This is a genomic window from Pseudoalteromonas sp. P1-25 (assembly GCF_001401805.1).
GTDB lineage: Bacteria > Pseudomonadota > Gammaproteobacteria > Enterobacterales > Alteromonadaceae > Pseudoalteromonas.
Genome location: NZ_LKDW01000002.1, coordinates 121158 through 145219, shown reverse-complemented (window position 1 = coordinate 145219; position 24062 = coordinate 121158). Strand labels below are relative to the sequence as shown.

Annotated in this window: 20 protein-coding genes and 1 pseudogene; 11 read left to right on the top strand and 10 right to left on the bottom strand. The window is 41.5% G+C overall.

Features of this window, described 5'->3' with window-relative positions:
- Window positions 1-2: 2 nt before the first annotated feature.
- The 4 genes from AN393_RS02245 to prmB form a co-directional block, all read right to left on the bottom strand.
- Entirely contained in the window at window positions 3-650 is a 648-nt protein-coding gene (locus AN393_RS02245) for a glutathione S-transferase family protein (RefSeq protein WP_055017193.1), read from the bottom strand.
- Window positions 651-767: 117 nt separating this feature from the next.
- The gene (locus tag AN393_RS02240; RefSeq protein WP_055017192.1) at window positions 768-1145 is read right to left on the bottom strand and encodes a DUF4112 domain-containing protein; all 378 of its coding nucleotides are present in this window, start codon (window positions 1143-1145) and stop codon (window positions 768-770) included.
- Window positions 1146-1264: 119 nt separating this feature from the next.
- Window positions 1265-2362 (bottom strand): chorismate synthase, encoded by a 1098-nt coding sequence (gene aroC, locus AN393_RS02235; RefSeq protein WP_024031890.1) that lies wholly within the window; start codon window positions 2360-2362, stop codon window positions 1265-1267.
- A gap of 58 nt (window positions 2363-2420) precedes the next feature.
- Window positions 2421-3356 carry a 50S ribosomal protein L3 N(5)-glutamine methyltransferase gene (gene prmB, locus AN393_RS02230; RefSeq protein WP_055017191.1) on the bottom strand — a complete coding sequence of 312 codons (936 nt, stop codon included), beginning with the start codon at window positions 3354-3356 and terminating at the stop codon, window positions 2421-2423.
- Window positions 3357-3507: 151 nt separating this feature from the next.
- Here prmB and smrB point away from each other — a divergent pair, with 151 nt between their 5' ends.
- Window positions 3508-4065: an endonuclease SmrB gene (smrB, locus tag AN393_RS02225; protein WP_024031888.1), complete on the top strand. Its 558-nt coding sequence runs from the start codon at window positions 3508-3510 to the stop codon at window positions 4063-4065.
- Window positions 4066-4080: 15 nt separating this feature from the next.
- Window positions 4081-5013 carry an AEC family transporter gene (locus AN393_RS02220; protein WP_055017190.1) on the top strand — a complete coding sequence of 311 codons (933 nt, stop codon included), beginning with the start codon at window positions 4081-4083 and terminating at the stop codon, window positions 5011-5013.
- Window positions 5014-5019: 6 nt separating this feature from the next.
- Here the strand turns inward: AN393_RS02220 and AN393_RS02215 are convergent, their stop codons facing one another.
- Entirely contained in the window at window positions 5020-5370 is a 351-nt protein-coding gene (locus AN393_RS02215) for a RidA family protein (protein ID WP_055014014.1), read from the bottom strand.
- Between the two features lie 15 nt (window positions 5371-5385).
- Window positions 5386-5856 (bottom strand): phosphohistidine phosphatase SixA, encoded by a 471-nt coding sequence (sixA, locus tag AN393_RS02210; RefSeq protein ID WP_055014015.1) that lies wholly within the window; start codon window positions 5854-5856, stop codon window positions 5386-5388.
- 182 nt (window positions 5857-6038) lie between these two features.
- Here sixA and AN393_RS02205 point away from each other — a divergent pair, with 182 nt between their 5' ends.
- Both AN393_RS02205 and AN393_RS02200 read left to right on the top strand, forming a co-directional pair.
- Entirely contained in the window at window positions 6039-8762 is a 2724-nt protein-coding gene (locus tag AN393_RS02205) for an insulinase family protein (protein WP_055017189.1), read from the top strand.
- Window positions 8763-8817: 55 nt separating this feature from the next.
- Window positions 8818-11076 (top strand): EAL domain-containing protein, encoded by a 2259-nt coding sequence (locus AN393_RS02200; RefSeq protein WP_055014017.1) that lies wholly within the window; start codon window positions 8818-8820, stop codon window positions 11074-11076.
- Between the two features lie 263 nt (window positions 11077-11339).
- On the opposite strand, the pseudogene yeiP reads toward AN393_RS02200, so the two are convergent.
- Window positions 11340-11906: pseudogene (yeiP, locus tag AN393_RS02195) on the bottom strand (elongation factor P-like protein YeiP); the annotation flags it as partial.
- A 199-nt stretch (window positions 11907-12105) separates the two neighbouring features.
- Here yeiP and AN393_RS02190 point away from each other — a divergent pair.
- Window positions 12106-12492 carry an MmcQ/YjbR family DNA-binding protein gene (locus AN393_RS02190; RefSeq protein ID WP_004587303.1) on the top strand — a complete coding sequence of 129 codons (387 nt, stop codon included), beginning with the start codon at window positions 12106-12108 and terminating at the stop codon, window positions 12490-12492.
- A 37-nt stretch (window positions 12493-12529) separates the two neighbouring features.
- Here AN393_RS02190 and AN393_RS02185 read toward each other — a convergent pair whose 3' ends face one another.
- The 3 genes from AN393_RS02185 to fadI all read right to left on the bottom strand — a co-directional run bounded on the left by AN393_RS02185 (window position 12530) and on the right by fadI (window position 16841).
- Complete coding sequence (locus tag AN393_RS02185) at window positions 12530-13039, bottom strand: GNAT family N-acetyltransferase (RefSeq protein ID WP_055014019.1); 510 nt, start codon at window positions 13037-13039, stop codon at window positions 12530-12532.
- A gap of 269 nt (window positions 13040-13308) precedes the next feature.
- Window positions 13309-15531, bottom strand: a complete 2223-nt coding sequence (fadJ, locus tag AN393_RS02180; protein WP_055017187.1) for a fatty acid oxidation complex subunit alpha FadJ — start codon at window positions 15529-15531, stop codon at window positions 13309-13311.
- Window positions 15531-16841 (bottom strand): acetyl-CoA C-acyltransferase FadI, encoded by a 1311-nt coding sequence (gene fadI, locus AN393_RS02175; protein ID WP_055014021.1) that lies wholly within the window; start codon window positions 16839-16841, stop codon window positions 15531-15533. The genes fadJ and fadI overlap by 1 nt, the downstream gene beginning before the upstream one ends.
- Window positions 16842-17170: 329 nt before the next feature.
- Between fadI and AN393_RS02170 the strand changes: the two genes are divergently transcribed.
- Genes AN393_RS02170 through AN393_RS02145 form a run of 6 tightly spaced genes read left to right on the top strand, consistent with a single transcriptional unit; the run spans window position 17171 to window position 24053 of the window.
- Window positions 17171-18127, top strand: a complete 957-nt coding sequence (locus AN393_RS02170; RefSeq protein WP_029773481.1) for a MoxR family ATPase — start codon at window positions 17171-17173, stop codon at window positions 18125-18127.
- 3 nt (window positions 18128-18130) lie between these two features.
- The gene (locus AN393_RS02165) at window positions 18131-19075 is read left to right on the top strand and encodes a DUF58 domain-containing protein (RefSeq protein ID WP_055017186.1); all 945 of its coding nucleotides are present in this window, start codon (window positions 18131-18133) and stop codon (window positions 19073-19075) included.
- A gap of 2 nt (window positions 19076-19077) precedes the next feature.
- Window positions 19078-19512 carry a DUF4381 domain-containing protein gene (locus tag AN393_RS02160; RefSeq protein WP_055014023.1) on the top strand — a complete coding sequence of 145 codons (435 nt, stop codon included), beginning with the start codon at window positions 19078-19080 and terminating at the stop codon, window positions 19510-19512.
- The gene (locus AN393_RS02155; RefSeq protein ID WP_055014024.1) at window positions 19505-20491 is read left to right on the top strand and encodes a VWA domain-containing protein; all 987 of its coding nucleotides are present in this window, start codon (window positions 19505-19507) and stop codon (window positions 20489-20491) included. Before AN393_RS02160 ends, AN393_RS02155 begins: the two co-directional genes overlap by 8 nt.
- Window positions 20491-22395: a VWA domain-containing protein gene (locus tag AN393_RS02150; RefSeq protein ID WP_055017185.1), complete on the top strand. Its 1905-nt coding sequence runs from the start codon at window positions 20491-20493 to the stop codon at window positions 22393-22395. Before AN393_RS02155 ends, AN393_RS02150 begins: the two co-directional genes overlap by 1 nt.
- Window positions 22389-24053 carry a BatD family protein gene (locus AN393_RS02145; RefSeq protein WP_055017184.1) on the top strand — a complete coding sequence of 555 codons (1665 nt, stop codon included), beginning with the start codon at window positions 22389-22391 and terminating at the stop codon, window positions 24051-24053. The genes AN393_RS02150 and AN393_RS02145 overlap by 7 nt, the downstream gene beginning before the upstream one ends.
- The last annotated feature ends 9 nt before the right edge of the window (window positions 24054-24062 follow it).

The window sequence follows — 24062 nt, the reverse complement described above, 5'->3', positions numbered from 1 at the left end:
TGTTAAACGTCTTTTCCTGCTTCGTCGCACTCTACTATATCGGTCTCGGTTAACGCCTGAGTAATCCATGTTTGCAAAACAGGGCAACGCATCACAAAATCACAATATTGCTGCGCCTGTTCTGATAGCGTAATTTGATAGGTTTTTAAGCGCAATACAATGGGCGCGTACATCGCATCGGCAATACTAAAGTCACCAAAAAACCATGCATTGGGAAACACATCTTGTTGCAGTGCAAAGATCTCATCTATGCGAGCGATGTCTTTTAGTGCTTCGTTTGATAGATCTACTTTACGGGTTGCTCGTATGTTCATTGGCATTTCGTTTCTAAGTGCCATAAAGCCTGAATGCATTTCAGCGCTTAACGCGCGTGCTTTAGCTCTTTGGGTAATATATTTTGGCCATGCGGCACCAGATAAATAAGCATCGTTAATATATTCACAGATTGCGAGCGAGTCCCACACCTGCAGATCACCATCAATTAACGCCGGCACTTTTTGAACATGAAAGTGTTGTTTTAGTTCGTCGTAAAAATCACTGGTGTCGAGCACAAGCTGGGTTTCGTCAAATGGGACATCAAATTTACTCATTAAATACCATGCGCGTAATGACCAGCTAGAATAGTTTTTATTACCGATAAATAATTGCATTTTGTATATACCAAAGTGAATAGGCTTCTCTACCTTACTAGGTGATTAAACAACCAACAACACTTTGTTTTTTATTCTTAATAAAAAAATTTAAAGCCTGTAAAAAGACTATTAGTATCAATTAGCTAGCTGCGCATTTAAATATTTTTTTAATAAACGGGTATTGCGGGTGTTGGCTTTGAAAAAAGCATCAAATATATCGCCAAAAAATGGAACTAAACCGCCTACAAAATCAATCAGCATGTTAATGATCATCTTTGTTTTTATGCGTTTACTTACACCTAAGCGCTGCGCCTCTACTAATACATAGCTTGATAAAATAAGCCCTGCGGCATCCCCTATAACGGGTATTAAACCAATCACAGCCTCTAGGCCAATATTAAATTTAGTAAAAGGAATACCAATGCTGCTGTCTGTTAGCTTACTAAAACGCTCTAGCCTTGCTATAGCAGCTTGGGTTTCAAGGTGTGTGTTATCGTGCTTTTTATCGTTCATGATTACTCTCCTCCTTAAAACAGTATATAGCGTAAACTTGAACAACCCCTGAAAGGCTTAAAAGCAAATTACAGGCACAAAAAAGCGCGGTTCTCCGCGCTTATTCAAAGTTTTAACGGTTATACAGAGCCGTTAATTGGTCCATGTTCGTGGTTAACATGTGGGTTTTGCCCGCGCTGGCGCAGCAAATGGTCCATTAGTGTAATGGCCATCATTGCCTCAGCAATAGGAATTGCACGAATACCAACACACGGATCGTGACGCCCTTTGGTGATCATCTCTACTGCTTCGTTTTCAGTATTAATGCTTTTACCTGGAATAGTGATACTTGATGTAGGCTTAAGCGCAATTGAGGCAATAATATCTTGCCCTGTAGAAATACCAGCAAGTACGCCACCTGCGTGGTTTGAGGTAAAGCCTTCTGGGGTTAACTCATCACGATGCTCTGAGCCTTTTTGCTCAACTACATCAAAGCCATCACCAATTTCTACACCCTTAACGGCGTTAATGCTCATAAGTGAATGCGCAATCTCAGCATCTAGCCTATCAAATACAGGCTCGCCTAATCCTACTGGTACATTGCTAGCCACAACTTTTACTTTAGCGCCCACTGAGTCACCTTGCTTTTTAAGGTCTCGCATGTACTCATCAAGCGCTTCCAGCTTACTTGCATCAGGGAAAAAGAATAAGTTGTTTTCAACTTCATCCCAGTCGTAGCTTTCGGCTTTTATTGGCCCTAGTTGGCTTAGGCATGCTTTTACTTCAATACCATGAAACTGCTTTAAGTATTTTTTAGCAATGGCGCCTGCCGCTACACGAATTGCGGTTTCACGCGCAGAAGAGCGGCCACCGCCGCGATAATCGCGCAGGCCGTATTTGTGCCAGTAAGTGTAATCGCCATGACCTGGGCGAAACACATCTTTAATTTTACCGTAGTCTTTTGAGCGCTGATCGGTATTTTCGATAAGTAAACCAATGCTGGTGCCTGTGGTTTTGCCTTCAAAAACGCCTGAAAGAATTTTTATTTGGTCGTCTTCTCGGCGCTGCGTTGTATAACGGCTTTGCCCAGGTTTACGACGGTCTAAATCAATTTGTAAGTCGGCCTCTGTGATCTCAAGGCCCGCGGGAGTACCATCTACAACACCGCCTAGAGCAACGCCGTGGCTCTCACCAAAGGTGGACACTTTAAACAACTGCCCTATGCTATTACCTGCCATTAACTTTCCTCATTCCTAATGACTACAAAAGTTGCCGAGCATGTGCTCGGCTTAAAATTTATTTAGCAAAATACGTATCAAGCTGCGCTTTGCTTATTACAAATACACCTAAGCCACCTTGCTCAAACTCAACCCACTCAAAGGGTTCGCCCGGATACAAGGCATCCATATGTACCATAGAGTTACCAACTTCTACAAATAACAAACCGTTATCAGTTAGATGATTGCTTGCATGCTCTAAAATAGTACGTGTAACGTCTAAGCCATCATGGCCAGATGCTAAACCAAGCTCAGGCTCATGATGAAACTCACGTGGTAAATCAGCCATGTCTTCAGCATCAACATACGGTGGGTTGGCTACTATTAGGTCATACTTTTGCCCTGGCACACCACTAAATACATCTGACTGAATAGGCAGTACGCGGTCGCTTAGCATATAGTCGTTTATATTTATATCTGCTACTTCAAGCGCTTCATACGATATATCAACCGCATCTACTTGTGCCGTTTCAAACGCCTGAGCAAGCGCAATGGCAATACAAGCAGAGCCTGTGCATAAATCTAAAATACGGTTAACGCTTTGCGGCTGCTCAAGCCACGGTGAAAACTTATTAGCAATAAGTTCTGCAAACGGCGAGCGCGGAATAAGCACACGCTCATCGACATAAAATGGCATGCCCGCAAACCAAGCAGTGTTTGTTAAATATGGCACCGGCGTGCAGTCGTTTATACGCTCTGCGATTAACCCTGCTAGGCGGTTTTTTTCTGTACTTGTTAACCGCGCATGCATTAACTCTTTGGGGGCATCAATAGGTAAACTTAATGCAGGAAGTAATAAGCTAACGGCTTCATCCCACGCGTTATCTGTGCCATGTCCAAAAAATATTCCACTACTTGCAAATTGGCTTGTAGTCCAGCGTAACCAGTCATGTAACGTTGACAGTTCTGCAACAGCTTCATCAAGTGTTGCTTCTTCTATTTGTAAATCACTCATATTTTTTACCTGTTTTAGCTAACTGACTGTTTTGAGTCTTTGCAACGATTGCATTGCCTAACTGTGCTGAGCAAATTACAATTGCCCCTCACCTTTATATTGTACCGCCTTTTGCGCTGCGTTTTTACGTTTTTTTGTTTAGGTAAAATTTATGAAAAAAGACATCTCATCACAATCGTCCCTAAGCAACGACGACATTGACCTTTTTCGCCAAACAATTACAGGCGCTAAGGTGTTCAAACAAGATACCCATAGGTTTGATACAAAACCTAAAGTGTCACAAGCGAAGCAATTTGCCCAGCAAAAAAAGCAGGTTGAGTCTGAATTTTTCTTTTCTGACGAATATATCCCCGATATAGACACAAATAGCACCATTAACTATGTGCAAAATGGTCACGACTCTTTTTTAGCAAAACAGTTGCGACGCGGCGACTTTGCGCCCGATTTAACTCTCGACCTGCACGGGCTTAATAAAGAACGTGCAAAAGATGAACTCGCAGGGCTTATTCACGAGTGCAAAAAACAGCATTATTACTGCGCGTGCATAGTGCATGGTATTGGCGAGCGTGTTTTAAAACACAAAGTACCGCAGTACTTGGTGCAGCACCCCGATGTAATAGCCATGCACCAAGCACCGCTAGAATATGGCGGGCGCGGTGCCGTGTTGATTTTAATTGATTTACCACAAAGCGATGAGTTTAGACGCTAATTAGAGGAAGAATACGTGCAAATTTTTTCGATTATTTTTCCATTAATTTTTATTGTCGCATTGGGCTACACCTGTTGTTATTTTAAATTTTTTAATCAGCAGCATATTGCCGGCTTAAGTAAATTTACTTTTTATGTGAGCTTACCCGCCTTTTTAATGCTCAATATGTCGCAAATAAATTTGCATCAAAGTATTAGCCTCCAAGCATTTTTAAGCTTTTATATTCCTGTGTTAGCGGTATTTGCTTTGGGCATACTTATTGATAGGTACTGTTTAACCAAACAAGAAAGTGCGGGAAATTATCAACAGCATAGTGTGTTTGGTCTTGCTGGAAGTTATTCAAATATGGTGTTAGTGGGTATACCCATTGTTATTGCTTCACTTGGCAAAGACATGATTGCTATCGCCTTTATGATCATCACATTTCATAGCACGCTGCTTTTTGCGTTAACTTATTTAATAGGCGCGAAAGGAAACACAGCTGATTTCTCGTGGACAAAATTTGCTAAAAACATGATTCTTAACCCTATTGTGTTGAGTATTGGCTGTGGGTTACTTTTAAATGTGTCGGGGATTACATTATTTGCTAATTTAGCCAACGCCTTAGAGCTACTTGCAAGCCCTGCTATTGCGTGCGCTTTATTTGTATTAGGTGCTAATTTGGTGTTTTATAAAGTAGCCGCTAATTGGCAGCCAGCGCTTATTTCTTCACTATTAAAAATACTGGTGTTGCCTGCTGCTGTGTATGTAGCAGCTACATGGGTGTTTGCATTAGATACGCAAATTCGTAACGTACTGGTATTGCTGAGCGCCTCACCCGTTGGCGTTAATGCGTATTTAATTGCAAGCCAATTAAATACGCATCAAGTTACGCTCGCCGGTGCAGTGGTGCTTTCAACAGTGCTTAGTGTTGTAAGCTTTTCGTTGTGGCTTGCTGTACTTTTATAACAACACTTATTTAAGTGCGGCCACTACCGAAATTTCTACTAATAGTGCATCGCGCGCCATTTTAGCTTCAACACAGGCGCGTGCTGGTGCATAACCTTCTGGTACCCATGCATCCCAAACCGCATTCATATCGGCAAAATATTCCATGCTTTTAACGTAAATAGTTGCGCTGAGCATATGCTTTTTAGAACTCCCCGCCTGCTCAAGTAAGGCCTCTACTTTGTTGAGCATTGTTTGCGTTTGCTCTGTTATGTTTTGCTCTGCGTCACTGCATACTTGTCCGCATAAATAAACGGTTCCATTATGCTTAACTATACGGCTCATGCGCGCACCCGTTTCAAGGCGTTCTATACTCATAGTTATCTCTTTTTTCTATATATTGGCAGGCGCGTTGATATTAATATATTCACTGCGCTGTGAGGTTTCATCATACTGAATTACAGCAACCGCCGCGGTGTTAAAAATAGGCATATTACCCGGAGTGAGTTGATCAACTATATAGCTAACAATAGGCATATGGGCGACCACTAACCAGGTATTGCACTGGGGGTGCATAGCAATAAGTGTTTCTAAATAGTCAGCTGCTATTTGTGGCTTTCCCTCAGGAATAATATCGCTACACGTTTCACTAAATTTGAATACATTGTTTTTCTCGACTTCTTTAGCTGTTTGCTGTGCCCGCGAGTAAGGACTTACCAACAAAGCGTCAACAGAAAAATGTTGGTGTAACCATAAGCCCATTTTTTCTGCTTCTGCATGGCCTTTCGGTGTTAGATTTCTTGCTGCGTCGTTAGCTTGCATCGGTGTTGCTTCGCCGTGGCGCATAATTAAGATTGTTTTCATAAATAATCAACCGATTAATGAATATAAAACAGTAGCCAGTTTGCCCATTTGTCCGCTATATTAACTATTATTCCAAAGAATAATTCTCTCATGATATTCAGGTAAATCTTTTCGCTATTTTTCGCTGTCCTGAAGCTATCATCTGTTGTTAACAAGTAAACGTTTAGTTTCAGGAGCATCATTTGAATATCAGCCGCAATGATAACAGAGCATACCGCGCCATTACACTCGACAATGGGCTAAAAGTATTATTAGTGCAAGATAAAGATTCAACTAAAGCCGCTGCTTCTATGGCCATAAACGCTGGCCATTTTGATGATCCCCTTGATAGGCAAGGCCTCGCACACTTTTTAGAACATATGCTTTTTTTAGGTACCGACCAATACCCTGATTCTGGAAGCTTTAATAATTTTGTTTCACAAGCTGGCGGCAATACTAACGCATGGACCGGCACTGAACACACTTGTTATTTCTTTGATATTAATAATCAAGCACTTGAAGGTGCACTTGCACAGTTTAGCCGTTTTTTTATAGCCCCATTATTAAACCCAGCAGAAACCGAAAAAGAGCGTAATGCTATCGACGCTGAGTTTAAATTAAAAATAAAAGACGACGGTCGGCGCATTTATCAGGCTCATAAAGAAACCGTAAACCCAGCCCACCCTTTTGCGAAGTTTTCCGTTGGCAATTTACAAACACTTGCAGATAGAGAACGCTGTATAAGTGACGAGCTCAGAGACTTTTTTACTAACCACTATCAAGCACAGTGGATGACATTAGTGATATGCGCGAATGAACCGCTCGATACACTAGCGCAATGGGTACGACATTACTTTAGCCCTATCAAAGGGGATAAAGACCTAGTAAAGCCCGCTATCAATGAACCTTTGTACCGCACACAAGACATAGGCAAAATACTGCATATAGAACCGCATAAGCATATGCAAAAGCTTATAGTTAGTTTTGCTATGCCAAATATTGATGACTTTTACCGACACAAAACGGTAAGTTTTATAGCCCATCTACTAGGCTACGAAGGCGCAGGCTCGCTGTACTCTATTTTAAAAGAACAAGGGTGGATTAACGCCCTTTCTGCCGGTGGCGGTATAAATGGAAGTAACTTTAAAGATTTTAACATTAGCATGGCCCTTACCGATGAAGGCATTGAATACTTTGAAGACATAATAGAAATTGTGTTTGAGTATATTTGCCTAATCAACGACAACACCGACAAACTACCGCGCCTGTATCAAGATAAAAAAAACCTGTTACAAATTGCGTTTGATAACCAAGAAAAATCGCGCTTAATTGATTGGGTAAGTAATCTGAGTATTAATATGCAGCACTACGACGAAGCTAACTATGTGCAAGGCGATTACTTAATGGAGGGTTTTAATAAAGCCGCTCACGAAATGGCTATGCAATGGCTTACCCCACAGAATATGCGCTTGGTACTTATTCACCCAGGCGTTGAGGCAGAGCACACAACCGCGTGGTACAACACCCCTTACAAAGTTGAGGCAATTTCGCCGCATTGGCTGGAGTCGCTTTCACATATAAATAAACCCTTAAACACCATGCTGCTGCCTTCAGCAAATCCTTATTTAACAAAAGAAGTGGTATTATATGAAGTCGAAAAACCACAAACAAAGCCTGTATTGTTAGTTAAAGAGTCTGGTTTTGATTTTTGGTTTAAACAAGACAACACCTTTAGAGTGGCAAAAGGTCATTTTTATTTAGCAATGGACTCGCACTTTGCAGTAAAAGATGTAAAACACATGGCCTTAACTCGCCTTTTTAGCGACTTATTTATGGACAGTGTCGGTGAGCAATTTTACCCTGCAGAACTAGCTGGGCTTAGTTATCATTTAACCTCACATCAAGGCGGGCTTACGCTTCACACAGCGGGGCTATCCACGAGTCAGTTAGAGTTAGTAGAGCAATTACTTGATGCACTGTTTAATGTTGATATTTGCGCCCGTCGCTTTGCTGAATACAAAAAGCAACTGGTAAGACACTGGCGAAACAGTAACCAAAATAAGCCCGTAAGTGAGCTATTTAGCGTGTTAGGGGCTAAAATAATGCCATGGAATCCGCAGCCTAATGAATTAGCTACAGCACTTAAAAATACGTGTTTTCAGCAATTTAACGAATTTCGAGTCGACTTTTTTAAAGCTTTACATGTTGAGTCCTTTTTACATGGTAATTGGCAGCATACAGATGCAAAAGTGTTCCATAAAAAAGTGGCTGAACATCTAAAAAGTGCCGCTGCTATTGAAGATTTAACACGCCCGCTGCGTGAAATAGATCAAGTAACCCGCTGTCAGCTTGAACTGCCTTGTAGCGACCACGCTATGGTTATTTATTATCAGGCGCAAACCTCTGATGTAAATGAAAAAGTAAAATTAATGGCGCTTAATCATTTAATAAACCAAGATTACTTTAACGAACTGCGAACAACTCAGCAATTAGGGTACTTAGTTGGCACAGGTTACGCCCCTTTTAACACCCGAGCCGGTATCGCTTTTTATATACAATCACCAAAATTTGAAGCTCAAACCCTGCTGCACAGACATAATCATTTTGTAAGCCAATTTATTGCCAACCTAGACGCCCTAGATGAAACAGCATGGCAGCAGCATAAACAAGGGTTAGCAACTCATATTGCTGAAAAAGATAAAAACCTACGGTTACGTTCACAGCGCTTTTGGCTTGCAATAGGTAATAAAGATCATAACTTTCATATGCAAAAACGCCTGTTAGAGGCTCTCCATACGCTTACCCTTGAGCAAATAAAGGCCTATACAATGGCTACTTTTGCAGACGATAGACCAAGGTATGAGTTATTAAGTAGCGCAAAAGTAAATAAATCGCAAAAAATGCCGCTTTGCTCGCAATCTCTTTGACTCTAAAGGAGGCATGATTTAAATTATTGTTTGTTAATTAGTAGTAATAAAACAAATGATAAAAATAACAATAATAAAATGTAGTTTTTGCTGGTTGCTGCTAAGCCTATCACCCGTAGCGGTTGCCTTTGAACACGCCTTTAACATAGATACCCACACTGTTTTAACTGTTTCCAGCGCCCTCCTCGCGCTGGCTTTGCCGTATCTATTATTGGTAATTTATAAATTAAAGCGCTCTAGACTGCAGCATAGCCTCTCGGAAAAACGCTTAAAAAGCACTGTTGAAGGCAGTGGTGATACACTTTGGGATTGGAATATAAAAACTGGCGAAGTTATTCGCATTAACGACAAATACATGATGGACTCAACAACGTTAATGGGTTTTCCGCCAAACAAAAGCTTAATTCACCCACACGACATTGCTTCAGTTGAGCATTTACTAAAAAAACACTTTGCTCAAAAGTCTGCTTTTTTTGAAGCCACTTACCGCATTAAAGACACCTTTGGCCACTGGCACTGGGTATTAGACCGCGGAAAAATAATAGAAAAAGATGCTAACTTAGCCCCACTGAGGATGACTGGCACAGTGCGCGATATTTCAGTGTTAAAATCAACACAAGAGCGCCTCAATTTATTTGCTAAGTGTGTTGAATCCCTTACTGATGCACTCGCTATCTATGATAAAAACTTTAACTTAGTTGATATAAACCCCAGCTTTTTAACCCTGTTTGGTGGCGTTAGAGAGCAGTACATTAAAAAGCCTTTTAACTTACCTGGTTACGATAAAAGCTATATAGAAAACATTAAAAATATAGTACGAGAGCGTGAGCGAATTCAACAAGAGGTAAAACTGCGCAATAGCGAGCGAGTTTTACTACCTATAGAAATTTCTATTGATGAGATAAAAAACGCTCAACACCAAATAACAAACTATGTCGTGGTTTATTCAGATTTAACTGAACGTAAAAATGCACAATCGCAGTTACATAATTTATCAAATAGAGACCGCACGACCAGTTTACCAAATAGAAATTTATTTTTTACGAACCTACAAAAGCTAGTAAAACAAAACACCCATCACGCCCTTTTGGTATTTGATTTAGATAACTTTAAAAAAATAAATGACTCGTTAGGCCACCAGCTAGGCGACAGCTTGTTAGCAAAATTGGCTATGCGGTTAAATAAATTAACCCGCGAGAATGATGTTTTTTACCGCTTAGGGGGGGATGAATTTGCCCTAGTTATGGCAGATACAAACGACATACATGTGATAACGCGCATGGCAAAACAGTTTTTAGCCGCTATTGCCACCCCATTTAAAATGGCAGGCCATGAGCTCGCGATTACCTCTAGCGTAGGCATAGTGTTATTCCCTGAAGATGGCAGTACGCCAGAACTACTGTTAAAAAACGCTGATACCGCTATGTATCACGCTAAAAAGAAAGGTAATAGTTATCTGTTTTTTAACGACACTATGAACCGCCAAGCGGTTAAACGCTTACAAATAGAAAACCTAATGCGCTTTGGTCTAAAAGAAAACCATTTTGAAGTGTATTACCAACCAAAAATGAATATTCGCACAGGTAAACTCACCGGAATGGAGGCATTAGTGCGCTTTATAACGCCCAAAAAAGGCGTTATTAGCCCCGGCGTTTTTATTCCTATTGCAGAAGAAACCGGGCAAATTATAGAAATTGGTGAGGTGGTTTTAAACAAAGCGTGTCGCGATGTAAAGCAGTGGCTAGACGATGGGCTATTTAGCGGCCGCGTTGCAGTTAACTTGTCGGCTAAGCAGTTTAGCTTGCCAGATTTAACAACCCGTATTGACGTGATCTTACAAAAAAACGAACTTCCCTCTTACTTTTTAGAGCTGGAAATTACCGAAGGCACCGTAATGGACGACCCGCAAGAAGCCATTGCAATTATGCGCTCGCTAAGTGCCCGTGGTATTCATTTAGCCATGGACGATTTTGGCACAGGTTATTCATCTTTAGCGTACTTAAAACAATTTCCGCTCAATACCTTAAAAGTAGACAAAGCATTTATTGATGACATGACCACCGAACGAGGCCGTAATATGGTTGACTCTATTGTGACGATTGCACAAAACCTCGATTTACATGTGGTTGCTGAAGGTGTGGAGCAAGCAAGCCAAATTGACATACTTAAAACGCTAAATTGTGAAACGGTGCAAGGCTATTTCTATTCTAAACCGCTTTCAAAAGATGAATTTACCGCGTTTTTGAAACAGCAACAAAGTAACTCTACGCCAAGCCTTATAAGTGCTAATAAACACTTAGCTCAAATAAGGTAATGCCATGGAGCAAATACACAGATTGGCTTCTTAATTGTGTATGCAAACACCTGTGTACGGAAAAGCAAACATCTTCTCCATTAAACTCAAAAGCAAAGCTACGTATTTTAGGGCAAATAGGCCCGTTTAATCAGACGAATAAGTAGCGGCTCTAGCTATCAGCTTATATAAATTAAGTATTGATATAGGTTGTGTTTACTTAATTTATAAAATTTTGACATAAAAAAAGCCGGCATAACGCCAGCTTTATCATATAGCTTGGGCTACTTTTCAGCGCGGCCCATAAATTTGTGCTCAGCCGTATTAATACGGATACGGTCGCCCGTAGAGATATGCTCAGGCACCGAAATGGTTAAACCCGTGCTCAGACGTGCAGGCTTAGAGCGCGCACTCGCAGAAGCACCTTTGATTGAAGGGTCAGTCTCTTCAACAACCAACTCTACGCTCGATGGCAAATCTAAACCTACAGGCGAGCCATCAATCACAATAACGTGTACGCCTTGCGTTTCTTCGTTAACGAATTGAATTTCTTCTGCTATTGCCTCTTTGTTTAAGTTATACGGCGTGTAGTCTTCATTATCCATAAACACGTATTCATCGCCATCAATGTACGAAAGCATTGCTTCGCGGCGAGTTAAGTCTGCTAGGGTTAGCATGTCGCTGTCTTTGAAGGTTTCGTCTACTTTTGCACCTGTTACGACATCGTATAAACGCATACGGTACAAACTACCGCCTGCACGACCTTGTGGTACCGAACGTACAATATCTTTAACTACCAACACACGATTATTAAACTCAATCGCGGTTCCTTTTTTAACGTCACTCGCCTTGGCATGGGGGTTTTCCTATTATTTTTTTGATTGCCAGAAACATACCACGAACTAGGTATTGTTCAACTAAAAATACGTTAATTTGGGGCTGCATTTGATATAGACTTGCAAATTTTTAATTTAAAACTAAATACCTATAATCAAAAGCGAAAAAAACTGCTATGGTATCTCTACCGAGTATGACTTCAAGGATTGGATCATGGACCAAAACACAGTACATGAGTATTTAGTAAAGAAGCCCTTGGTGCAAGTGACAAAACCATTTGCTCAAGAGGTTGATGTTTATAAAGTAAATCATAAAATGTTTGCCACCCTTGCCTTAGGTAATGATGGAGACGTTAATGATGATGGAGATCCTATTTGGTGGCTTAATTTAAAGTGCGATCCCGATGAAGCACTTAAATTGCGTGATATTTTTCCTGCGGTGATCCCTGGCTATCATATGAACAAGCGGCTTTGGAATACGGTGATATTAGATGGCTCTATTCCACAAGGCGAAATTGAAAGAATGATCGATAATTCGTTCAAATTAGTTGTTGAGAATATGCCAGAAAAAGACCGTAAAGCAATTGAAGCACATCTATAGAAACCACCATCACGGGCTAGCTTGCTAGCCCTATTTGCTACAACTTTAATGTGTATATCAAATCATCATAACGTGTATTATTAATAGTATGCGCTTGCGTATTAATGCCCGTTAACGTTAGTCCACACTTTTGTAATACTTTTTCAGAGCCTATATTCCCCTTTGTAACCACGGCTTTAAACTGTGTAATACCCCATTGTTGCCATGCCCACTCAATCACGGCACGCAGTGACTCACTGGCAAAGCCTTGATTAAAATACGCGGGTAAAAACAAATAGCCTAGCTCAGCTTGCTCAAGTTCGTACGTAAACCCCGTAACACCCATGGGCTCATTTGAACGCTTATCAAATACGACAAGGCAAAGTGGATGAGTAGAAGTGCTATCCCAGCTTTTTAAACGTTGTTCAAACCGGCTGCGTACAAACGCTTCACTGGGCATATCGTAGCAATAACGGATCACGGTTGAATTTTGATGTAACTGCAAAAATAATGGCCAATCACTGCTTTGAAGTGGGCGCATTGCTAGTCGTGCTGTAAACAACTGCATAATGGTTTACCTCTTATCTGCTTAGCTGCAAATTAAGCTAACACACTTTATAGCAAGCCACTTAATTATAAGCCTTATTTGAGGGTAAAAACCTGTCGATAACTAAATAAAGACTGGCAATCTAAGTTTATAAATGCACGTTTTTAACACAGTATGTACCGAGGTTAGCCCTAAAGAATAATTGCTTATCATTGCGCCCTAGTATTCTATATTTACAAATAGCAGGTATAAAAAAACCGCATCTAATGCGGTTTTTTAATCAAGCTGTTTTACGAGTCTTGCTTTGGTGAGTCCACGCTCTCTTCTTGAGGTTGCTCATCAGCAGGCTCTGCCTCTATTGCTTGTTCAGCAACAGGTGCTGGGCTTAGCTCAGTTGTAACAGGCTGCGTTTGATAAAACTTAGCGCCTGATTCAGCCATACTTACTAACGTATCGCACGGAGCAAAGTTCGCATTGCTATTAGCCAAAGTAGACATTTCAGAGCTTACTTTACTTGCGCCCAATTTATCCATGTAGCTAAACGGTCCACCTAAAAACGGTGGGAAGCCAATGCCAAATATAGCGCCAATATCGCCATCACGTGGGCTGGCAATAATGCCATCGTCTAAACAACGTACTGCTTCGTTAAGCATTTGTGATACACAACGCTTAGCAATCTCGCTTTTATTTAAACGCGGAGCAGGTGTCACACCTAGTAGCTCATACACTGACTCGTCAACTTTTTTGCTCTTTTTATCGTACTCATAAAAACCACGACCCGTTTTACGGCCTAGGCGTTTTGAATCAATCATACGAGAAAATGCATCTGGCGCTTTAAATCGCTCGCCTAATTCTTTTTCAAGAATTGGGGCAATTTTAGAGCCTATATCAATCCCTACTTCGTCAAGTAAAGCAAGTGGCCCCACTGGGAAGCCAAACTCTACAAGCGCTGCATCTATTTTTTCAATTGGCTCACCGGCAAGCATTAAATTAGCCGCTTCATTTACATAAGGCGCTAAAATACGATTTACGTAAAAACCAGCCATATCTTTTACCACAATGGGCGTTTTACCTTGCTTACGAGCAAAGTTAACGACACGTGCTATGGTCTCTTGTGACGTGCCTTCATGTGGAATAATTTCCACTAGTGGCATTTTTTCAACTGGCGAGAAGTAATGCAGACCAATCACGTTTTCTGGACGCTGCGCCTGCGCTGCAATTTGTGAAATAGGCAGTGATGACGTGTTACTAGCAAAAATAGTATTGCTTTGACATTGCTGCTCTATATCAGCAACCATACCTTGCTTTAAGGCTAGGTCTTCAAATACAGCTTCCACTACTAAATCAATGTGTTTAAAGCCGCTGTAGTCAGTAGTACCGGTAATACGGTTCATGGTTAACTGCATATCAGCTTTAGACATAATACGGCGCTTAAGGCGCTTATCTAAAATTTTGTAGGTGTAGTTCATGGCATTACTAATGCCCTGTTCTGCAACATCTTTAATACGCACAGGTACTTTGGCTTTTACTGCGCTTACATGCGCAATACCAGCACCCATTAAGCCACCACCTAAAACAGCTGTTTTACTAATAGCCGGCGCATCATCGTTGCGCCACTCTTTTTTCATTTCCGTGGTTGCAAAGAAAATACTACGCAGCGCTTTAGACTCGTCACTCATTACAAGTGTTGCAAAGCTTTCAGCTTCTGTTTTGTATGCTTTTAATTTATCAAGCTCTACACTTGCACGCACAGCCTTAATAATTGCAAGCGGTGCAGGATAATGTCCGCCAGTTTTTTTAAGGACGTTTTCTTTCGCCTTTTTAAAGATAAAGTTACGACCAAACGGGTTTGACTCTAGCAATTTGCTTACTTTATCAAGCTTAGGCTCTTTATCTGCTGGCTTTTTCTTAGCTGCAAATTCTTTAGCAACTTTTAACAATACACTTTGTGGTACTACATCATCTAATACGCCCGCTTTTTTAGCTTGCTTAGGACGAATTTGCTTACCTGTTAGCATCCACTCTAGCGCTTTTTGAATGCCTACAATTTTAGTTAAACGCTGCGTACCGCCACCACCTGGTAATAAACCAAGTTGTACTTCTGGCAGGCCTACTTTAGTAATATCGCTATCCGTGCCTACGCGGTAATCACACGCTAAAGCAAACTCTAAACCACCACCAAGCGCCGCACCATGAATTGCGCTAACCGTTGTGTAAGGTAGCTTTGTCATATCAAAAAAGGCTTGATGACACAGCTCACTGATTGCTAAAGCATCTTCACGTTTTTCTACGCTATCAAGCATTTTTACATCAGCGCCCGCGATAAAGTTATCGCTTTTACCACTAATAAATACCATACCCTTTACTGACTCTTGCTTGGCTTCTTCAAGTAAAGCTTTTAAGTCATCAGCGAATGAGTCGCGCAGAGTGTTCATTTTTTCACCCGGCACATCAATGGTTACTACGGCAATTTTGTTTTCATCTACCGTTAAATTAAATACTGAATCTGTCATTACGCGCTCTCCAATACAAAGGCTGCACCTAAACCACCAGCAGCACACGCTGTTGTTAATGCTAAACCGCCACCACGACGTTTAAGCTCGTGTAAGCTTTGCGTAATTAAGCGAGCACCGGTTGCTGCAAATGGGTGACCATATGCCAGTGAGCCGCCGTTAACGTTAAACTTATCCATGTTAATTTCGCCAATTGCTTTGCTACGACCAAGTTTTTCTTGCGCAAACTTATCTGATGCAAACATTTTCATGTTAGCCAGCGCTTGTGCTGCAAATGCTTCATGCATTTCAATTAAATCTAAATCAGCAAGCGTAATACCTGCCCTATCAAGTGCGATAGGCGTTGAATGCGCTGGGCCCATTAGCATATCTTGCTCTACACCAATTGCCGAGAACGCAAAACTGCGCACATAACCTAAAATTTCGTAGCCTAGTGCTTTTGCTTTGCTTTCGCTCATCATCAGTACGGCAGCTGCACCATCTGTTAAGGGTGTTGCGTTTGCTGCGGTAACCGAGCCATGTTGGCGGTCAAATACTGGTTTAAGCTTAGCGTAGCCTTCAACGGTAGAATTTTTACGGATGTTATTATCTTCTTCAATAAAGCTTTTATATGGCGGCAAGTGCGCCGTCATAACTTCATCTTTTAACTTGCCATCTGCCCATGCCTGGGTTGCAAGTGAATGCGAGCGATGCGCGAGTGCATCTTGATCTTCACGGCTAATGTTGTGTGTTTTAGCCATTTGCTCAGCTGTTTGCCCCATAGAAAGACCCGTCGAGTACTCGGCAACCGCTGGCGGTACTGGTAATAAATCTTTTAAACGCAGTTTTGAGAATATTTTTAAGCGCTGGCCTAAGGTACGCGCTTTGTTTAAATCAACTAAGCTACCTGCCAATTTTTTACTTACGCCAATAGGCAGCACTGAAGATGAGTCAGCACCACCAGCAATACCTACATTTACAGAGCCTGCCATAATAGACTCAGCTACATTGGCAATGGCCTGAAAGCTGGTAGCACACGCACGCGATACAGAATACGCATCTACACCTACAGGCATACCCGTACCTAATACTATTTCACGCGCAATATTTGGTGCTTCTGGCATTTGCACTACTTGACCAAATACAAGTTGATCGATTTCTGACTTGTCGAAATTTAATCGTTCAAGCATTTCGTTAACCACCAACTTACCCATATCAAGGGCCGGTACATGGTGAAACGCTGTTGCTTGTTTTGCAAAAGGAGTACGTAAGCCGCTAACGATGGCAATACGGTCGCCTTTTGGTGTTTTTAGTATATTTTGCTCAGACATTTATGCTCTCCCGCTGACAGGTCTGACCTGTTTGTTTTCCTCGATTCTAAACAACCCGTGTGCTAAAGCCAATAGATAAACACAAATTTATACAAAAGCACTAAAGCTAGATATACACATAGTGCTTAATATTGACTACCACAATAGGCTTTTTTACGCGTTTTTACAAAGATTTGTGGTACGCTAAAAACCGTTAAAAAATAACGAACTATTTTTAAAAATACAGTCTAACTCTTGAGTTACTCACTTATAAACCTTATAACTAGGTCAGTATTAATCACCTATAACAAATTAGGTACAAACCCAGCTGACGAGGAAGTCTATTTATTATGGCAGCTAACGCATTCAAACAATTAAAAACGTACTTAGATACACAAATTATTGGCCAGCCAGAGCTTACTCAAGCACTCCTTATTGCCATTTTAGCTGATGGGCACCTATTAGTAGAAGGCCCACCAGGGCTTGCAAAAACCCGTGCTGTTAACGCCCTTGCTAAAGGCATTGAAGGCTCGTTTCAACGCGTGCAGTTTACGCCCGACTTATTACCTGCAGATGTCACAGGCACCGATATTTACCGCCAACAAACAAGTGAATTTGTGTTTGAAAAAGGCCCTTTATTTCATAACCTTATCTTAGCCGATGAAATAAACCGTGCCCCAGCAAAAGTACAATCAGCGTTATTAGAAGCCATGGCAGAGCGCCAAGTAACGGTAGGTAAAAACACCTACCCGCTTAGCGATTTGTTTATGGTAATGGCTACCCAAAACCCGCTGGAGCAAGAAGGGACTTACCCGCTGCCAGAGGCACAATTAGACCGTTTTTTATTACATTTAAGCATTGATTACCCAGGTGCAGAGCACGAGCTAGATATACTGCGCTTAACCCGTGGTGAAGCGCTTAATGAACACCAAGCGGTAATGCAGCAAATTACCCAAAGCGACTTATTTGCCGCTCGCCAAGCTATTTTAGGTTTGTATTTAGCCGAGCCGCTTGAGCAATATTTAGTACAGCTTATTATTGCCACTCGAGAAGGGGCTAAGTTTGATGAGCAACTTGGCCGTTGGATTGAGTTTGGCGCAAGCCCCCGTGCCACCATTGCACTTGATAAATGTGCCCGTGCCCACGCTTGGTTACATGGCCGTGATTTTGTTGCACCCGATGACATTCAAGCCGTTGTACATAATGTACTGCGCCATCGTATTATTTTAAGCTACGAAGCACAGGCTGATGGCATTACTAAAGATCAGGTGATAAGCCGTATTGTTGAACTTGTAGCCGTACCCTAAGTTATGCAAACACAATTAGACTCAAAGGCGTGGCTAAAGCAAAGCCATAGCCACGGTGTAAATTTAGCGCTAAAAGAGCTTATGTATTACAAAGCAAAAGCGCAATTGCTAGAGCTTGCACCAAAAGTTAAAATTAAAAACAGTTTAGCTGGGCAATACCTTGCGCCTCATAAAGGCCGAGGCATGGAGTTTGCCGAAGTACGCCATTACCAGCAAGGCGATGACATTCGCTCTATTGACTGGCGAGTAACGGCGCGTACCGGCGAAACCCATACAAAGCTTTTTCAAGAAGAAAAAGAGCGCCCTGTGTTTGTATTTACTGATTTTTCAAACTCAATGCTTTTTGGCTCAAAGCTGCTACTTAAGTCGGTACAAGCTGCGCACATTAGCGCGCTAGTTGCATGGTCTGCGTGTCAACGCGGAGATAGAATTGGCGGCATTGTGTTTAACCAGCACTCGCATTTAGAGCTAAAGCCCAGCGCCCGCGAAAAAGCAGTATTAAACCTGTGTCATAACCTATGCGACAGCCACCAGCAAGCACTTAACAATATAGACAAACAAGCAAGTAATAACTTTAGTGATAATTTAAAGCGCCTTAATCATTTAGCTAAACCTGGCAGCTTAGTGTATTTAGTCTCTGACTTTAATGCCCTTGATGATGCAAGCTTTAAGCAATTAGAAATATTAAGCCGCCACTGCGAGCTGATAGGCTGTCATATAAGTGACCCATTTGAGCATCAGCTCCCTGCGTTTAAACAAACTGTAACGGTAAGTGCAAATAATCAAGACTTTGCCCTTCCACTAATGGACAGTAATTTTAGAAAACGCTTTGCAAAAAATGCCGAGCACGCATTTAGTACTCGCCTTAACCGCTTAACTAAATCAGGCCTTAATTTAATATCATTCAATGCAGCCAGCCCGCTTGAACTGCAATTAGTGAGAAAGTAACCATGCAATCCAATCCACTCGACGGCCTGCACGACATAATAGCACCAAGCCAAGTAAGTTGGTGGCCACTCGCTCCTGCTTGGTGGGTTATTATTGCCCTGCTATTTATAGTAATCTGTGCAGCTGCTTTTTGGTTTTACAAAAATCACAAATTTAAAAAGCCAAAACGTTACGCAATAGATTTAAGTAAAACAGAACAAAACCCGCTCACCCTTCATATTATTTTAAAACGCCTTGTTATTGAGTATTACGACAAACGCCTAGCTGCACAGTCAACCACTAATTGGTGCAATACGCTTAATGCGTTAACGGGTTTAAGCTTTAGCGAGCAGGAAATACTCAGCCTTTATAACACCGAGCAAGCAAACAAAGAACTAACCGACAAGTTTCGCCAAGGTATTAAACAATTTAAGTTAAAGGAGTCAGTACATGTTTGAATTTAGCTGGCCTTGGTTATTTTTATTACTGCCGCTGCCTTTATTACTTTTATTATTAAAGCCAGCTGCAAGTAGCGCACAAACGCGCCTTCGCATTCCTAGCTTTGCTCAACACAATTTAGCCACACACAGCTTTGAACAAGGCACACGTAAGTTAAGTATTTTTGAATGGGCTTTATGGTTATTACTGGTAACAGCGGCTGCAAACCCAACGTGGTTAGATGAGCCTATTTCATTACCTAATGAAGGACGCGATATAATGCTTGCGGTCGATTTATCAGGCTCGATGACCGAACAAGACATGGCCTACAACGGCCAATATGTTGATCGCCTCACTATGGTAAAAGCCGTATTGAGTGACTTTATAGAGCAGCGTCAAGGTGACAGGCTAGGGCTGATATTATTTGGCGATACCGCATTTTTACAAACGCCGCTAACTCGCGATGTTAAAACCGTAAGTAAAATGCTTAGCGAGTCTCAAATTGGCTTGGTAGGGCGCGCCACCGCTATTGGCGATGCGCTAGGTTTATCGGTAAAACGTTTTGCCAATAAAGATAAAAGTAACCGCATTGTGGTGCTATTAACCGATGGGCAAAACACCGCGGGTAATTTAAAACCTGAAGACGCCCTACTCCTTGCCCGCGAAGAAGGAATAAAAGTATATACCATAGGGGTTGGCTCTGATAACCGACGCGGCTTTAGCCTTTTTAATATGGGCGGTATGAGTGGCGGCAGCTTAGATGAAAGCCTATTAAAAGATATTGCCGAACAGACCGGTGGGCTATATTTTAGGGCCAAAGATGTAGCTGGACTTCAGCAAATTTACGCAGAGCTCGATAAGTTAGAGCCAATTAGCGCAGATGAGCAGACATTTCGCCCGCAAAGCTCATTGTTTTACTACCCACTACTTATTGCTATTTTGCTCATTAGTTTAAAAATACTGTTAAGCACCTTACGTGCATTAAAGGAGCCTAGCTAATGGACTTTACATTTATTCGCCCCGCTGTTTTGTGGCTTTTAATACCAGCGCTGGCTTTGTTTTTTATCGCCTTTATTAAGTATAAAAAACAAAGCGCAGATAACCTAATAGCGGTTCATTTGGCGCCGTTTATTATGAACGAGTCAAACACTAAAGCCAGCCAACCACTCTGGTTGGTTGCTGTATTTTGCTGTTTAGCGATTATGTTTAGTGCAGGCCCTAGCTTTGAAGAAAAACAGGTTCCTGTATTTCAAAGTAAAAGTGCTCGTGTAATTGTAATGGATATGTCGTACTCAATGTACAGTACCGATATAGCACCAAATCGTTTAATGCAATCGCGCTTTAAGGCACTCGATATGATTGAGCTATTTAAAGAAGGCGACACGGCTTTAGTTGCTTATGCCGGCAGTGCCTATACTATTTCGCCACTCACAAACGATGCCACTACGCTTAGCAATTTAATTCCGAGTTTAAGCCCTGACATTATGCCCGATAAAGGCTCGAATGTTTTAGCTGGCCTTGATATGGCAAAGGAGCTTTTAACACAAGCAGGCTATATTGATGGCGATATAATATTAGTTACCGATGGCATAGACCAAGAAGAACAAAGTGATATTACAAGCTTTACCAGTAATTCCTCTTATCGGCTAAATATATATGGCGTTGGCACAGAGCAAGGCGCGCCGATTAAATTACCTGAAGGCGGCTTTTTAAAAGACAGCTACGGTCAAATAGTCATTCCTACTATTAATATTAGCCGCTTAAAAAGCCTAGCGACGCGAAGTGGTGGAAAGTTTGCCCTTTACCAACCTAGCAGCAGCGACATAGCTACTTTTGCACCAAGTGCCAATAGTGAGTTATTAAAAGATGAAAAACAAAGCCATGCCCTTTGGCGTATAGACGCCGGTATATACGGGTTACTTATTTTACTGCCCTTAGGTCTTTATTTATTTAGAAGTGCAGCATTTTTAGGGGCCTTTTTGGTACTCAGCGTTTTGCCAACCCAGCAAGCAAGCGCATTAGAGCTCCCCTCTTTTTTAAAAAATACTGATCAGCAAGCACTTGATGCTTATAAAAATAAAGATTTTGAACAGGCCGCCAATGCCGACTCAAGCAGCTTAAAAGGGGCCGCATTGTACCAACAAGGTAATTTTGATGCCGCACTAGAAGCCTTTAGTAATGATAAATCAGCCACTGGTTTTTATAACTATGCCAACGCGCTTGCCAAATCAGGACAGCTAGAACAAGCCATAGATGCTTACAAACAAGCACAAACGTTACAACCTAACTTTAGCGAAGCCGCTGATAACCAAGCTTTGGTTGAGCAGTTGCTCGAGCAGCAACAGCAGCAACAGCAAGAGGGTGATTCGCAAGATAATCAGCAACAATCTGCTCAAAGTGAGCAACAAAACAATCAGCAATCAGATCAAAGCCAACAAGGTGAAAATAGCGATTCTCAATCAGAGCAAAGCCAAGGCGAACAATCACAAGATCAGCAAGGTGAGCCAAGTGATGAGTCTGACACTGAGCAAGACCCACAAAGTGCTGAGTCGGGTTCACAATCAGATAAACAAAATGAGCCAGACCTACAAACTCAGCCACAAGCTAATCAAGAGCAAAAACAGCCTGAGCAAACAAACGAAGAACAGGCTGAAAATGCTCAGCCGCAAACAGCGCAGCAGCAAACGTTAACAGATGAGAAAAAGCAAAACGCCCAACAACAAGCCGCGCAAGCACAAGCCCGTGAGCTCACCAACGAAGAGAAAGAAAAAGCCCAGCAGCTTAACCAGTTATTAAGAAAAGTACCGGACGATCCGGCAATTTTATTACGGAATAAAATGCAATTAGAAGCCCAAAAAAGACAATATCAACGTCGCCCTACAGGAGTAGAAAAATCATGGTAATGCGATTATTTTGCTGTTTATTGCTATTAAGTGCGATGCCATCATGGGCCGCCACCAAATTAGAGGCAAGTGTAGATAAAAACCCAGTCCTTGCTGGCGAATTTTTTATGCTTAACATTTCAGTGGACGACACAATAAAAACCGAGCAACCCGACACCTCGGTGTTACTTAAAGACTTTGTCGTTGGGCCCACAAGTTTGAGTACGCGCACCAACATTATAAATGGCAATATTAATAAGCAAACAACGTGGTCTGTAAAGTTAATGACCCGTAATGAGGGCGAATACACCATTCCAGCCTTTACCGTGGCAGGTTTAAGCTCGCAACCTATAAAATTAAAAGTGGCTAAACGCGCAGCCGATGCTGATAAAAATAACGATATTTTTTTAAAAACATCGCTCTCAAGTGACGCGTTGTTTGTTCAAGAAGCTGGCGTATATACGATTAAACTCTACCTAGCAAAAGAGCTACTTGACGGCAGTTTAAGTACACCCACCATGGAGGATGCCCAACTTACTCAATTAGGTAAACAAACCGAAAGCTATGAGCTTGTAGATGGTAAACGTTATTTAGTGATCACCCGAGAATACTTACTACAACCGCAAAAAAGTGGTGTATACACTATTACAGGCCCTACATTTCAAGGCCGTGTACAACAAAACTACCGCCAATTAGAGGTGTCGGCTTTAGGGGATGATCAGCAACTTGAGATAAAACCTATCCCAGCAAACTATAAAGGCGCATGGCTGCCCAGTGAGTTAGTTAATATTGATGAGCAGTGGCAACCTGATGAAAATACAGTAGAAGTTGGCACACCTATTACACGCACTATTACCTTAACCGCATTAGGGGTTACTAAAGAGCAACTGCCTGAAATTGATATGAAAACCATTACGGGAATTCGCAGTTATCCCGACGAGGTAGAAACAAACAATGCCGTAAGAAACGGACGGGTTGTATCTCAGCAAACAGCGTCATTTGCGTTATTACCACAAAAAGCAGGTACCTACACCCTACCTGAAATAACATTGCCTTGGTATAACACCAAAATAAACCGTATTAGCTATGCTAAATTACCTGAACGTACTATAACCGTAACACCAAGCGCCAATGGTATAAACCCAAGCACTGCTACAAACGATCCCCTTAATACAGGTGAGCCAAATTTGCCTGACAATAATCTAAGTAATACAGAGCAGCACAATACAGCAGTAGCCACGTCGCAAAGTGTTATTCCGCTTTGGTTAATTATTGTTGCCGTGCTGGGGTATATTTTTTGGATAATCACTGCAATTTTTTATTGGCTAAGCCGTTCTACTAATAATGAGCAAAAAAATAACAGTGCATCTGTAAATAAAGCCCAACCGCTTTCATTAAACGCGCTTAAAAATGCTGCCAAATCAAATAACCTCAATGCATTTTACAGCGAACTAAATGAAGTAGCGATTAAGCTTACGGGCAAAAAAGTGGCTGCGATAGACACGTTAATACACAACATCAATAATGATGAGCTGGCAATACAGACCAACCGTTTACGCTCAGCTCTTTATGCTAATAACAACGCAGATTTCGATCTTAATGCTATTATTAACATAATTGAACAGCACCAAGTTCAACACGCAAAGTCGCAACAAGCTGTATTAAAAGACCTTTATTAAAAAATTGAT

Bases quoted from the DNA above. Each gene is read 5' to 3' on its own strand.
- AN393_RS02190 (WP_004587303.1), top strand. From the start codon at position 12,106: ATGGACCAAAACACAGTACATGAGTATTTAGTAAAGAAGCCCTTGGTG.
- AN393_RS02155 (WP_055014024.1), top strand. From the start codon at position 19,505: ATGTTTGAATTTAGCTGGCCTTGGTTATTTTTATTACTGCCGCTGCCT.
- AN393_RS02245 (WP_055017193.1), bottom strand. From the start codon at position 650: ATGCAATTATTTATCGGTAATAAAAACTATTCTAGCTGGTCATTACGC.
- aroC (WP_024031890.1), bottom strand. From the start codon at position 2,362: ATGGCAGGTAATAGCATAGGGCAGTTGTTTAAAGTGTCCACCTTTGGT.
- AN393_RS02215 (WP_055014014.1), bottom strand. From the start codon at position 5,370: ATGAGTATAGAACGCCTTGAAACGGGTGCGCGCATGAGCCGTATAGTT.
- AN393_RS02160 (WP_055014023.1), top strand. From the start codon at position 19,078: ATGCAATCCAATCCACTCGACGGCCTGCACGACATAATAGCACCAAGC.
- AN393_RS02165 (WP_055017186.1), top strand. From the start codon at position 18,131: ATGCAAACACAATTAGACTCAAAGGCGTGGCTAAAGCAAAGCCATAGC.
- AN393_RS02145 (WP_055017184.1), top strand. From the start codon at position 22,389: ATGGTAATGCGATTATTTTGCTGTTTATTGCTATTAAGTGCGATGCCA.
- AN393_RS02240 (WP_055017192.1), bottom strand. From the start codon at position 1,145: ATGAACGATAAAAAGCACGATAACACACACCTTGAAACCCAAGCTGCT.
- AN393_RS02150 (WP_055017185.1), top strand. From the start codon at position 20,491: ATGGACTTTACATTTATTCGCCCCGCTGTTTTGTGGCTTTTAATACCA.
- fadI (WP_055014021.1), bottom strand. From the start codon at position 16,841: ATGTCTGAGCAAAATATACTAAAAACACCAAAAGGCGACCGTATTGCC.
- sixA (WP_055014015.1), bottom strand. From the start codon at position 5,856: ATGAAAACAATCTTAATTATGCGCCACGGCGAAGCAACACCGATGCAA.
- smrB (WP_024031888.1), top strand. From the start codon at position 3,508: ATGAAAAAAGACATCTCATCACAATCGTCCCTAAGCAACGACGACATT.
- AN393_RS02170 (WP_029773481.1), top strand. From the start codon at position 17,171: ATGGCAGCTAACGCATTCAAACAATTAAAAACGTACTTAGATACACAA.
- prmB (WP_055017191.1), bottom strand. From the start codon at position 3,356: ATGAGTGATTTACAAATAGAAGAAGCAACACTTGATGAAGCTGTTGCA.
- AN393_RS02185 (WP_055014019.1), bottom strand. From the start codon at position 13,039: ATGCAGTTGTTTACAGCACGACTAGCAATGCGCCCACTTCAAAGCAGT.
- fadJ (WP_055017187.1), bottom strand. From the start codon at position 15,531: ATGACAGATTCAGTATTTAATTTAACGGTAGATGAAAACAAAATTGCC.
- AN393_RS02200 (WP_055014017.1), top strand. From the start codon at position 8,818: ATGATAAAAATAACAATAATAAAATGTAGTTTTTGCTGGTTGCTGCTA.